This is a genomic window from Xenorhabdus bovienii (assembly GCF_024721015.1).
Taxonomy (GTDB): Bacteria; Pseudomonadota; Gammaproteobacteria; order Enterobacterales; family Enterobacteriaceae; genus Xenorhabdus; species Xenorhabdus bovienii.
Genome location: NZ_JANAIF010000039.1, coordinates 23,930 through 37,551, shown reverse-complemented (window position 1 = coordinate 37,551; position 13,622 = coordinate 23,930). Strand labels below are relative to the sequence as shown.

Sequence of the window (13,622 nt, the reverse complement as noted above, 5' to 3'; positions counted from 1 at the left end):
TACATTCCAACCTAAAAAACCGAGCTTGAATTTACGGGATTGTGATATCGCTATTTTTAAACGAAGCTGAGGTTAATTAGCTTCACTCAGGCTTTCGAAATCGGCTCCGGCAACCTCGACTTTTTTCAGCGTCAGCAGCAGGTCTTTGAAGGAACGTGAAAGACGAGCCAGCTTCCATACAACAACCACATCATGACGTAACTGCTCTAGCAGGGCCTATCCCAGCGACCTCCTGATACTTCTTCCTGCAATATCTATTCGCACCCTGCGGCCTCTAGGGCTGCAATTTGAGCCTGGGTGTCTTGTTTCTGCGTCGAAATGTGGGTGTAACTAATGTTCATAGTTGTGATTTCCTGTTGCCATTTAATATTTTTGCAATTCTCAATGCCGCGCGGCTTCGTTGGCCTACAGCCATTGCATAAATGAACGTTTTTGGCACTACTGATGAAATAATAAAAAGTTGGCGATTATCGTAGCTACCCGGTCACTACCTCTATAAAGACCAGAATGACTTCGATTACTTGATGATGGAGCAATAGGTGATACAATCATTATTGAACAGATAGATTTAGATGAACAAAGTTGGTTCAAATTGGAGGAAATGCTGTACATGAAGGTATTAGGGATCCTGTGAAAGCCCCCAAATTTGTAAAGTTTGTTTTCCTGAGATATAACTGTCATTCCGCACCTCATTTTTGATTTAAAATAGTGTGATATTTTGCATATTTTAGATATTGATAGAGAATATCGAGTGTTGTGTGAAATTAAGGATGAAATAATTTATATTTTATTATTTTTAAGCACTAAACAAGATCTCACTGACGCACTTTATCGTCACCAAATCCTGCGTTCTCTCCAATAAATAAGCCCACCTTTTGTGGGCTTCAACCAACCTCAATTACAGCGTAAACACCCCAATCAAAGCAACCATACTCAAAATAGCGGCTGCTCCATAAAACACCCATTTACTGGCTGGGATATGGATTTGCAGATCGTGCATACCGTGGTGCAGACGGTGCATCCCGCACCAGAGCGGCAGGCTGATCATCAGTAACAAAAAGATACGGCCAATGAAACTCTGGCAGAATGTCAGAATACGATCATAAGAGAGTGCTTCCGGTGCCAATCCCAACGGGATCAGAAAGCCCAGCAGCAGAACCATCGCCGGACCAACAATGGCGCTCCACATGCCGCCGGCACCAAATAGACCCCAGAAAATCGGTTCATCGGAACGCTTAGGTCGTTGATTCATCAGATCCTCCTAGGGGTCAGTAAAATAGTGCAACGCCGAGAATCACGGCGGTGGCAATGAGAGTGATTGCCCACAATAGTTTGATAATCGGCTCCGGTGACATTTTTTCATTTTTGACAATGATATTGAGCGCTTTCGGAGCCAGTTCAAACCACGTTTTCGTATGCAGCAAGGTCGCCAGCAAGGTGATGATATTAATCACCAGTACCGCCGGATGTTGTAGAAAAGAGATAAAACCTGCCCAACTTTCTGAGCCATCTTTCAGGGCAAACAGACCATAGAGCACCAGCAGGCTGAACCAAATGGCGGGAATGGCAGTGCCTTCGCGTATCATATAAAAACGATAGAAGCCTAATTTATGCCACCAATGGGATTCCATACCGCGCACATAAGGTTTACGTTTAGTCGTCATTACTCTCTCCTCCCTTATTGTGGTTTCAGCATGGAGATAAGGAAATCTTTGGCACTTTCCGCTTTACTCTGTTGAATTGCACCCGCCGGATCGACGTGTTTCGGGCAAACTTCAGAACAGTAACCGACGAAAGTACAAGACCACACGCCATTGTCACTGTTGATCTGAGGCATACGCTCTCTCTTGCCGTGGTCGCGGCTATCAAGGTTATAACGGTGTGCCAGCGTGACTGCGGCAGGGCCGATAAATTCAGGATTCAGGCCGAACTGCGGGCAGGCGGCATAGCACAGGCCGCAGTTGATACAGCCTGAAAACTGGTGATATTTCGCCATTTGTGCAGGTGTTTGCACATTCGGGCCATCAGCGGGCTTGCGATCATTGCCAATGATATAAGGCTTGATAGCTTCCAGACTCTCAATAAAGTGAGTCATATCGACAACTAAGTCTCGTTCAATGGGGAAGTTGCCGAGCGCTTCAATTTTCATCCCTTGCGGATAATCGCGCAGAAAGATTTTGCATGCCAGTTTTGGCACTCGGTTTACCATCATGCCGCAGGAACCGCAGATCGCCATGCGGCAAGACCAGCGGTAAGACAGATCGGGAGCCAGATTGTCCTTAATGTAGCCTAACGCATCCAGCAAGGAGGTTTGCCCATCATAAGGCACCTCGTAGGTGACGAAATGAGGTTCGCTGTCGATTTCCGGGTTATAGCGCATGACTTCCATTTTCAGGTTTTTCATCTCAGCCATTCGCCTGCTCCTTCTGTTGTTTCTCTTGTGCTGCGGCTTCACCACCATAGACCCGCTTCGCAGGTTTGGATTTAGTGATTTTCACATCACTGTACTCCAAACGTGGTGCACCTTCTGGGTTATAGAACGCCAGCGTATGCTTCAAGAAATTCTCATCATCACGCTCTGTACAACCTGCATCAAGGCGCTGGTGGGCTCCACGGGACTCTTTGCGATGCATGGCGGAATGCGCCATACATTCAGCGACATCCAGACCAAAGCCCAGTTCAATCGTGTAGAGCAGATCAGTATTGAACACGCTGGAACGGTCAGTGATTTCGATATGCTTGAAGCGTTCTTTCAGCTCCGCAATTTTATCCATGGTTTTCTGCATCAGCTCTGGAGTCCGGTAAATCCCGCAACCTTCTTCCATTGAAATACCCAGTTCATCACGGATTTTCGCCCAGCGCTCACCGCCTTTCTGATTCAGCAGTTTGTTGAGTTTATCTTCGATATCACGGGCTTGTGCATCCAGCGCGTTTTCATTGGCAGGTGTGGCTTGTTGAATATGTTTGACGGCTTCTTCACCTGCCAAACGGCCAAATACCATCAGTTCTGCCAGTGAATTGGAACCGAGGCGGTTTGCCCCATGCAGGCCGATGGAAGAGCATTCGCCAATAGCAAACAGCCCTTTGATGCGAGTTTCACACTGCGGGTTAGTTTCGATTCCGCCCATGGTGTAATGTGCCGTTGGGCGAACAGGAATCGGTTCTTTAACCGGATCAACACCGACATAGGCTTTTGCCAACTCACAGATGAATGGCAAGCGTTCGAGCAGTTTTTTCTCACCTAAATGGCGCAGATCCAGATGAACCACATCACCACGCGGCGTCGCGATAGTACGGCCTGCCTGCCATTCATGCCAGAAAGCCTGAGAAACTTTGTCTCTTGGCCCCAGTTCCATATATTTGTTTTCGGGTTGGCCAAGGGGCGTCTCTGGCCCCATCCCATAATCTTGTAGATAGCGGTAGCCATCTTTGTTCACCAGAATGCCACCTTCACCACGGCAGCCTTCTGTCATCAAAATACCAGAACCCGGCAGGCCAGTTGGGTGATATTGTACAAACTCCATATCACGCAGTGGTATGCCGTGGCGGAATGCCATTCCCATGCCATCTCCCGTGACAATGCCGCCATTGGTATTATAACGGTATACGCGTCCTGCTCCGCCCGTTGCCATAATGACCGCATTGGCACGGATCTGAACTTTCGTTCCTTCCATCATATTCAGTGCCACCAAACCGCGCACCTGACCTTCATCTATCAGAATATCGAGCACAAAGTGCTCATCAAAGCGTTGTATTTGTGGGTATTTCAGGGAAGTCTGGAACAGCGTATGGAGCATATGAAAGCCGGTTTTATCTGCGGCAAACCATGTCCGTTCGATTTTCATGCCGCCGAAACGACGCACGTTCACGGAACCGTCTTCCTTGCGGCTCCAGGGACAGCCCCATTGCTCCAGCTGGATCATTTCTGTCGGGCAGTGTTTGACGAAATACTCAACCACATCTTGTTCACATAACCAGTCGCCACCCGACACGGTGTCATTGAAGTGAAAGTCATAGGAGTCATGGGATTGAGTGACGGCGGCTGATCCACCTTCTGCGGCCACAGTGTGGCTGCGCATGGGATAAACTTTTGAGATCAGGGCAATCTTGAGCTGGGGATTGGCTTCAGCAGCGGCGATGGCTGCCCGTAGGCCTGCGCCACCGGCTCCGATAATTGCTAGATCGGCATTGAAGGTTTGCACTGCGCTTCTCCATTGTTCAAGTGGGTGGTTCAAATGAAATTAGTTACAATCGGCTAGAGGACCCAATGCGTTATCACTCGTCACTTTCTTTATCTTTGTTATTTCACAATGATATTTTTTCTTGTTTAAACGAGCGCTATTGATAATTTTTTATGCTTTAACGATTTAGGATCACTATCTGTTACTTTTTGTATGGATTAAGTATAGCTAATTGTGAAGAGGGTAAATTTGATATGAATGGGGGTTTTTGTGGGATTTTGCTGAAATAATGTGATCTAGAACGTTTTTTTTGGTTTTCTTAAATTATTTATATAGTAAATTATTCTTATTATAAATATAAGTGAAATCATTATAAAATATATGTTAACACTATCTGTTAATACTATCTGGAATAATGCTACGATGGCGACCTTCCTATTTACAAAAAATAGTATTACTTTTTATTTTTGACAATAGAAAATTAGATTAATTTCTTGGGTTTTTTCTGGCGGCTATTTTTGTTTTTTGCACAGAAAACATGATATTAATAATAATTTTGGATTGTTTTTTAATTAAATATTTTTATCAAAATCATTAATTAATGTTTCGTTATAGAAAGTAAATTAATCCGAACTTTATGATTTTTTTGATATTGTTCTCACAGCAGTATTGCAATTCATAGCGTATAAATTTTGGCTTATTGTTTATCAAATTTTATTTTTTATGTCCTGCTGTTTTCCACATATAGGGCAGGGGTATTCTGTTCACTGGTATAGCGGAGAATGGCAAGTAAAAATGATATTCACGAATCTGATGTTGAAAATTTGTCTAGTGGACTTGATATGAGTAAACTGCGCGTTTTGTTTTGTTTTGGAGTCATTGGAACATGAATAAAGTCGCGGATTGGCAGCCAAGTGCCCCTATCGCCAATTTATTGAAAAGGGCGAAGATTCTTGCGGAGATACGGCGCTTTTTCGCAGATCGTGGGGTGTTGGAGGTTGAAACCCCTGCCATAAGTCAGGCGACCATCACTGACATCCATCTTGTGCCTTTCCAGACACGGTTTGTCGGGCCGGGAGCGGCGGATGGCTTGACTCTGTATCTGATGACTAGCCCCGAATACCACATGAAGCGTCTTTTGACAGCAGGAAGTGGTTCCATTTATCAGATGGGTCGCAGTTTCCGTAATGAGGAAGCGGGTCGGCACCATAATCCTGAGTTCACCATGTTGGAATGGTATCGTCCACATTACGACATGTACCGCTTGATGAATGAAGTAGATGATCTGTTACAGCAGATCTTAGATTGCGAAAGTGCAGAATCCCTTTCTTACCAGCAGGCGTTCATTCGCTATCTGGAGATTGACCCGCTTACCGCGAGTAAAGAAAAACTGCGTGAAGTGGCAGCGAAGCTCGATCTCAGCAATATCGCTGATCAGGAAGAAGATCGGGATACCTTGTTGCAACTGCTTTTCACTATGGGCGTTGAAACGCATATCGGGCTTGAAAAACCGACATTTATTTATCACTTCCCGGCTTCACAAGCGTCTTTGGCTGAAATCAGCAAGGAAGATCACCGTGTTGCAGAGCGTTTTGAAGTCTATTTCAAAGGCATGGAACTGGCGAATGGTTTTCGTGAACTGACTGACAGTCATGAACAGCGCCTGCGTTTCGTGCAGGATAATCGTAAGCGTAAAGCGATGGGATTGCCTGTTATGCCGATTGATGAACATCTGCTTAAAGCCCTTGAACACGGGATGCCTGAATGTGCCGGAGTCGCTTTGGGAGTGGATCGCCTGATCATGCTTGCGCTGGGCGCTGAACGGATTAGTGAAGTGATTGCCTTTCCGGTCGGGATCTCCTGACGCGACTATTGGCGTCAGAGGGTTTTAATCCAACGATTTTATTGCTAAAGGTGCAGCTTCCGGCTGCCCCTTCATTGCTAGTGTTGATTATTTATGTTCGTGGCGTTTTTCCAGAAATTTTACGGCTAAATCAGGGAAATCGGTGAAAGCACCATCAACATTGGCTTTATCGAAAACGATATCGAATAATTGATTACCGCTGGTGGCATATTTTGGCAGTTGATCGACACGGATAGTGTATGGATGAACGGCCAAATGGCTCATATGAGCTTCTTTCACCAGACCCGTCAGCTTAATGTTGCTTGGTGTGGAGTCATCGGAGATGAGCATATGGTAATCAGGGCCAATGCCATCGGCATATTTTGCCACTTCTTTCATGGCACCCGGTTTAAACATCCAGTCATAACTATAATTCACCCATGAGCCATCTTGTTTCTGCTCATAAGTTTCTTTCCAGTCGGTGTAAGCGATGAGCTGTATCAACTTCAGATCCATGCCCATTTTCGGTTCCAGCTCATTTTTGATGCGTTTCAGTTCATTGGCATCAAAGCATTGCAGATAAACTTTATCGCTCTTTTTGGTGTAGCCGTATTGTTTCAGGACTTCCAGTACCTTGGCGGTGATATCTTTACCTTCCTGGCGGTGGAACCATGGGGCTTTGATTTCAGGGTAGATACCCATGTTTTTGCCAGTAGATTTGTTCATACCCTGAATAAACTCAATTTCTTCCTGAAAAGTATGAATGCGGAAATCTGATTTCCCCATTGGGAAACGTCCGGGATAGCTTTGTACTTTCTTACCCTCCTCGATATCAAAACCTTCGGTAAATTTCAGGGATTTAATTTCCGGTAAGGTAAAATCAATAGCATAGTAGCGGCCATCGGCACGGGCACGGTTTGGAAAGCGCTCTGCCACATCTGTTACGCGGTCAAGATAATGATCATGGAGCACGATGAGTTCATTATCTTGGGTCATTACGAGATCTTGTTCCAGATAATCAGCACCTTGTGCATAGGCCATGGCTTTGGCAGGCAGTGTGTGCTCAGGCAGATAGCCGCTGGCTCCGCGATGGGCGATCACAATCTTATCTGCGGCATGTGCAATACCGGACATCGACGACGCTAACAGCAGGCCTGCCATGATGGTTTTGATAGGGGTTTGCATTGAGAGTCTCCACATATATAGTAATGTATAGTAATAAAAATATTAAATAAAATGATGTTATTTTTTTAGCTTGTTTTTTAAAACAGCAAGAAGAATATGATGATTATTCAATGCAGCTTTTTATATAAAATGACGACATAACACAATGCTGAATACTGATTTTATCAGTGGAATGTCACAGTTTTATGACAGTAATGTTCATTCTTTAAACGTGCTGTTGATGTTGTATTTTTGATTCAATACGATATATAAATAGGTAAACTAATAATGTTATAGATTTGGTTTGGTTTTATAAATGTTTAATTTTAATAACCACTTGGAAATAAAATGATTATGGCTATGAAGAGCAAATATATAAAGTAAAAATCAGTAATATATTTAACCAAATATGACATGAATAAGTAAACCTGTAATAAGGAACAATGGATTAGTTCAGTCAGTTGGATTTGGCAATTAATTTTTCAAGTAACCGCAGTATTAACAATGATACTGCGGTCAATTTTATGTGTTATTACCGTTTGTGTGGCGGTAATTTACTGGCTAGCATTACCATTACGAGCGATTTCCTGCTTATGTTTACTCTCGCTTAACATGACAAACAACAGCAGAACGACGGACAGGGCACTGCCGCCGATCATGACCATAAATCCGCCGTCCCAACCGAAGAAGTCAACGGTATAACCGACAATGATACTGGCGGCAACCGAACCACCGAGGTAGCCAAACAAACCGGTAAAGCCTGCCGCTGTTCCCGCCGCTTTTTTCGGTGCTAGTTCAAGAGCGTGCAGGCCAATTAGCATCACTGGGCCGTAAATCAGGAAGCCGATAACCAACATACAGAGCATATCGATATTTGGGTTACCCGCCGGGTTCAACCAGAATACGATGGTGGCGATAGTCACCAGTGTCATAAAGAATACGCCAGTGGCACCACGGTTGCCCCTGAACACTTTGTCAGACATCCATCCACACAGCAGCGTACCGGGAATACCCGCATATTCGTAGAGGAAGTAAGCCCAGGACGATTTATCCATAGCAAAGTGCTTCACTTCTTTCAGGTATGTTGGTGACCAGTCGAGGATACCGTAGCGCAGCAGATAAACGAATACGTTGGCAATCGCGATCATCCACAGCAATTTGTTAGGCAGAATGTACTGCAAAAAAATCTCTTTTGCAGTCAATTCTTTTTCATGTTTGTCCGTATAGTCAGGCGGATAATCATTTTTGTACTCTTCGATCGGCGGTAAACCACAGGATTGTGGAGTATCGCGCATCAAGGAAAATACGATAATTGCGACAAGGATGGCGGCAAATGCAGGCATATAAAATGCGGCTTTCCAGTCCTGGAACCACGCCATACCCAGCATGAACAGTAACGGAGGCAAGCCGCCACCAACGTTATGCGCACAGTTCCAGATAGAAACGATCCCACCACGCTCTTTCTGTGACCACCAATGAACCATAGTACGGCCGCAGGGAGGCCAGCCCATGCCCTGGAACCAGCCACACAGAAATAACAGGACAAACATGATGGCAATGCTGGAAGTTGCCCACGGCACGAAACCCATAAACAGCATCACTGCTGCTGCGAGTATCAAGCCGGCAGGTAAGAAAACACGTGGATTGGAACGATCAGAAATGGAACCCATGATAAATTTTGAGATACCGTATGCAATCGAAATCCCTGACAAAGCGAAGCCAAGATCACCTTTGGAAAAACCTTGTTCCGCTAAGTGAGGCATTGCCAATCCAAAGTTTTTCCTTACCAAATAGTAAGCCGCATACCCAAAGAAGATCCCCATGAAAATTTGCCAGCGAAAGCGACGGTAGAGTGGATCTATTTCTTGTGCGGGCAGCCGGGCTTTGTGGGGTGCCGGTCTAAAAATACTTAACATGTTTGTCTCCACATGACTTTTGGTGTTAGCGAATTACCATCTCTGAGCGATGATGATGTTAAACGAAGAATTCTCATTAACTATTTTCTATATAGAAGGAAATAATAGCCAAAACAATATGCTATATCTGTGATGTATCGCTGACCTGTAGATATGATTTCGCAAAGACCGCAATTTTGAGTGATTTGTTAGAGTTTTGAAATATAATTTACTGATATTATAGTGACGCACGTCACAATAAAGCGCTTTGCTTGTTATTTATGAGCGTTTAAAGTTCGTTTATGTTCTTTTCTTAAAATTAATCCATATTATTGGCATGGGTTAATACTCAGTAAATATAAAGTTGTAAAAATATGAAATTATATTTTAATAAAATCACACAGACATAAATTCATAAATAAAGTGTGACATTTATCGTCGGGATTTTAACGGATAATCATTATTTCAATAATGCCTCTGTTTAGCTGTGTCATTTATTTTTATTTACATGCTTGGCGTTTTTTATAACGCAATTACAAATAAAATGTTTGAATTTATAATTCAAAATAGTAGATATTACTATAAATAGATATTCATGATGCCAGTTATCATGAGGCTTTGAATCTCTATTTTTTAAAATAATATAATAATATCAAGGCGATACTAGATTGTATAAGGCGTAATACACTCTGTTAGCCAATAAATAACCTCTTTATTTGTAGGTTAATTAAAGATTACAAAATAATATTAGTTAATAAAATTATTAAATTAGCATGAAATTTTATGCAATTTATTTTTCCTATTCAGTTGAATGTCGACATAAGGTATTTGCAATAGCTGAATGTAGGCGAAAACTGAATGTTAACGACTAACAGCATTGATGTCTCCATTCATCACAAAAAGTGATGAAATAAAATGGAAGACAGAAAGAGAACATCATTATGAATACACACACACACAAGGCAATATTACACACAGCATTCACTGAGCAAACATCTTCACCTGATGACAATATTAATAGTAGTAATATCAGTCATAGGATAGCAGCACTTGAACCATGGTTTGATGACGTACCATCTCGCTTGGCAAAACTGGCGAAAACGATACCGAATGATATTGCGGTTTCTGATCCCTATGAAACACTGGCATTTGGTGAATTACAGCAGCGTGTTGAAAATGCAGCAAATATTTTGCATCAGTACGGTGTTAAAATGGGGAGCAACGTTGCTATTGCTGCCGAACGGGGAATCCCCTGGTTTGTTACTATGCTGGCGGTTTGGCGAATTGGGGCGGTATATATTCCCCTCAATACGATGATGCCAGAAAAACGTCTGAATGACATTCTCGCCAGCCTGTCGGAAAGTGTTCTCGTATCGGATGATACGGTATCTGCGGGGCTGAAGGCATCAACATTAATCCCTTTGCACACCCTTCTGAATAACACCAGTGAAATAATTAATGATGAAATAACAGAAAACATCGATATGCTTGCATTGGGTGATCACCCGGCTTATGTGATGTTCACTTCTGGCTCTACTGGGTTGCCAAAAGCGGTACAGGTGCAGCATGACAATCTGGCTGCCTGCCTGTGTGCATTCGGCAAGTTACTGTCAGTCAATCAGCATGATTGTATGCTTGCCCTGACGACCTTTTCTTTTGATATCTCATTATTGGAATTACTACTGACTGTCGTTCATGGCGGCAGTATCTACATTACATCAATTGATACTCAGCGTGATGCGCAGGCTCTGTCGCAAACGCTGTCTGATCCCCAATTCACCTTTGCACAAGCGACGCCTGTCACTTGGTTAATGGCCTTGAATGCTGGCTGGAAACCTCGTTCAAAGTTGAGCATGCTTTGTGGGGGAGAGGCGTTGTCACAGGATCTGGCTGATCAACTAACGGCATCCGGTGGCACTTTATGGAATCTCTATGGCCCAACCGAAACCACTATCTGGTCAACAGCATTTCGTATGAGAAAAGGAGATAAGGTTCAATTGGGTGGGCCGATCCCCGGCACAACCATCACCATTGTAGACAAATACTTGCGGCCAGTGCCGAAAGGAACGGTGGGTGAAATCCTTATCGGTGGGCTTGGGGTGACGGCTGGATATCGCAATAACCCAACCGAAACGGCCAAACGATACGTACCCGATATGACACAAAAAGGTAAAAGAGCGTATTTGACCGGAGATATGGCACGTATGCTTGAAGATGGCTCTCTCATTTATATGGGAAGGCAGGATGATCAGGTAAAAGTGCGTGGATATCGAATCGAGTTGGGCGAGATTGAAACCGCATTAAGAAAACAAAATGGCGTACAGGATGCGATTATTCGTGTTGTCGGCAGTGGCGATCTTGCCAAGATTCAGGCATTTGTACTGTTCGATCCCAATAGGGTTGTACCCGAAGAGTGGGTACGTGAAACCCAGGTTTCACTCAGGGAAATTCTGCACGAAGCCTGGATACCTGCAGAATATTATCGTATCCCTTATATCCCACTGACGAGCAGTGGCAAACGCGATAGAAAACGGTTAGACGAAGTCGCAGAGCGGTTGAATGCCAGCTATGACGTTGTACTGCCTCAAACAGAAACTGAAAAACAGGTTTATGCAATTTGGCGTGACCTGCTGGCGACAGACGTATTGGGTGTCACCGATAATTTCTTTCAGGTTGGGGGGCATTCTATTTTGGTTGCCCGCATGGTGGAACGGATTGAGAAAGCCTTTTCACTCCGGATACCGATTTCAGGTATCTATGTTGAACCTACGGTTGCCAGAATCTCGTCTATTCTGGATGAAATGATGGAAGCGTATCAGGCAAATCCGGCTAGTGCTGGGGGAGTCTATCACAGTGAGGCATTAATTCAGCAACATGCAGAAACGCTCAGAAAAGATATTTATCTGAAAGAAAGTGTGCGCCCTGATGGCCTGCCTCATGCTAACTGGTATCAGCCGGATACGGTATTGCTCACCGGCGCCACGGGATATCTTGGTCTGCATTTGCTGGAGCAATTGCTGAAACAGACTGCGGCCAGAATTATCTGTTTGTGCCGTGACTCTGATGAAGAACACGCACGAGACAGAATCAAGGCCGGGTTTGACAAGTACCAGATTGATGTTGCTAACGGGCTTGAGCGCGTAGATTTCATTATCGGAGATTTGGGGCAGCCACGCTTTGGCTTGTTACCGGAAACATGGGTACAGCTCGCTGAAAACGTTGATGTGATTTATCACAACGGGGCGTTGGTTAACTTTATCTATCCTTATAGCGCACTGAAGAGCATTAATGTCGATGGAACCCGAACCGCGCTGGAATTTGCCTGCACAGCACGACTGAAAAATTTCCATTATGTCTCTTCCGTGAATGCCCTGTTTGCCACAGAATCACCCCGTCCATTTATGGAAGATGATCGTGCTATGAGCGAGTCGGTACGAGATCCTTCAGGTTACTCAGGCAGTAAGTGGGTATCTGAAGGGATCATCAATATTGCCCGCCAGCGAGGCGTACCCGTCAGTATTTATCGTCCGGGTCTGATCCTTGGGCATACCCGCACAGGAGCTGCACAAGGCAATGATTATCTCGTTGCTTCCCTGAAAGGTTATCTGGCAATGGGCTTTTACCCTGAGCATGGATTGCTGCTTGATATTGTACCGGTTGATTATGTCGCTGCATCGTTGGTTCATATCTCCAAGCAACCGGAATCCGATGGTAAATTCTTTAACTTATTTAATCCGGTTCAAGTCTCTATCCGGCAATTTTTCGATTGGGTACAGGAGTTTGGCTATATCCTCAACCCAGTCCCCTTCAATGAGGGTAAAGAGAAGATCCTTGCACTGGATGATACACACCCGTTGTATCCATTGATCCCATTGATTAGGGACATGACAGAGAAACCTTATCGAGCGTTAGATCCGGTTTATGTTCATGAAATTCACCCAGAACTGGAGTTGAAGCAAACGCTGGCATTATTGGCCAACACTGACATTAAATGCCCCGTCATTACGGCAGGATATGTCCATCAAGTATTACAATATTTGATAGATACAGGTTTCTTACCCGCAGCACTGCCAGAAAACTTCAAACCGGAGGCCTATCTTGGAACAGCTAACAGGAAACGAAGCCATGAATTGGATAGTCGTCGTGAACAGCAGAAAAAAGTATTCGGTCTGGCCTGAGGCCTATGTGCTTCCAGTCGGATGGGGGGCAATCGGGATGATAGGTTCTAAAGAAGAATGCCTCAATCATATTGCTGGTATTTGGCCGAAGCCAACAAACTAGATGACGGATATTAAGTCATATTAATAAATATTAATTATGAATAGCAGGCATGTTCCAGAAGGAGCATGCCTTTTATTTATCCTTCTATTCTTATCTTGTCAGATAAGAGTGATGTTTAGCACAATACTGACTTTCTTATTCCATCCTATGCGCACTTTTAGTTCGTTTTTGTTCCTTATCAAACAGCAACTGTAGATTTTGAATATATTTTGCCATTGAAATAGACTCCGCTGAAAATGGCGTTCCATACCCCGTGCC

At 44.1% G+C, this 13,622-nt stretch carries 10 protein-coding genes; 3 read left to right on the top strand and 7 right to left on the bottom strand.

Features of this window, described 5'->3' with window-relative positions; genetic code table 11:
* Positions 1-72: 72 nt before the first annotated feature.
* The 5 genes from NXS07_RS11815 to frdA all read right to left on the bottom strand — a co-directional run bounded on the left by NXS07_RS11815 (position 73) and on the right by frdA (position 4,202).
* Positions 73-189 (bottom strand): recombinase family protein, encoded by a 117-nt coding sequence (locus NXS07_RS11815; RefSeq protein WP_258086802.1) that lies wholly within the window; start codon positions 187-189, stop codon positions 73-75.
* Between the two features lie 709 nt (positions 190-898).
* Entirely contained in the window at positions 899-1,255 is a 357-nt protein-coding gene (frdD, locus tag NXS07_RS11810) for a fumarate reductase subunit FrdD (protein ID WP_172664702.1), read from the bottom strand.
* A 13-nt stretch (positions 1,256-1,268) separates the two neighbouring features.
* On the bottom strand, positions 1,269-1,664 hold the full coding sequence (frdC, locus tag NXS07_RS11805) for a fumarate reductase subunit FrdC (RefSeq protein ID WP_038195922.1): 396 nt from the start codon (positions 1,662-1,664) through the stop codon (positions 1,269-1,271).
* A 14-nt stretch (positions 1,665-1,678) separates the two neighbouring features.
* Positions 1,679-2,413, bottom strand: coding sequence for a succinate dehydrogenase/fumarate reductase iron-sulfur subunit (locus tag NXS07_RS11800; RefSeq protein WP_258086801.1), 735 nt, complete (start codon positions 2,411-2,413; stop codon positions 1,679-1,681).
* Positions 2,406-4,202 (bottom strand): fumarate reductase (quinol) flavoprotein subunit, encoded by a 1,797-nt coding sequence (gene frdA, locus NXS07_RS11795; RefSeq protein WP_258086800.1) that lies wholly within the window; start codon positions 4,200-4,202, stop codon positions 2,406-2,408. Before frdA ends, NXS07_RS11800 begins: the two co-directional genes overlap by 8 nt.
* A gap of 865 nt (positions 4,203-5,067) precedes the next feature.
* Between frdA and epmA the strand changes: the two genes are divergently transcribed.
* Positions 5,068-6,045 (top strand): elongation factor P--(R)-beta-lysine ligase, encoded by a 978-nt coding sequence (gene epmA / locus NXS07_RS11790; protein ID WP_038195915.1) that lies wholly within the window; start codon positions 5,068-5,070, stop codon positions 6,043-6,045.
* Positions 6,046-6,132: 87 nt separating this feature from the next.
* Here epmA and glpQ read toward each other — a convergent pair whose 3' ends face one another.
* A complete protein-coding gene (glpQ, locus tag NXS07_RS11785; RefSeq protein ID WP_038195913.1) occupies positions 6,133-7,209 on the bottom strand; it encodes a glycerophosphodiester phosphodiesterase in 1,077 nt (358 codons plus the stop codon).
* Positions 7,210-7,742: 533 nt separating this feature from the next.
* Positions 7,743-9,104, bottom strand: coding sequence for a glycerol-3-phosphate transporter (gene glpT / locus NXS07_RS11780; RefSeq protein ID WP_258086799.1), 1,362 nt, complete (start codon positions 9,102-9,104; stop codon positions 7,743-7,745).
* 920 nt (positions 9,105-10,024) lie between these two features.
* Here glpT and NXS07_RS11775 point away from each other — a divergent pair.
* Together NXS07_RS11775 and NXS07_RS11770 are read left to right on the top strand one after the other, a co-directional pair.
* Positions 10,025-13,261, top strand: coding sequence for an amino acid adenylation domain-containing protein (locus NXS07_RS11775; protein ID WP_038217353.1), 3,237 nt, complete (start codon positions 10,025-10,027; stop codon positions 13,259-13,261).
* Positions 13,209-13,364: an MbtH family NRPS accessory protein gene (locus tag NXS07_RS11770; RefSeq protein ID WP_071826243.1), complete on the top strand. Its 156-nt coding sequence runs from the start codon at positions 13,209-13,211 to the stop codon at positions 13,362-13,364. The genes NXS07_RS11775 and NXS07_RS11770 overlap by 53 nt, the downstream gene beginning before the upstream one ends.
* Positions 13,365-13,622 lie beyond the last annotated feature (258 nt).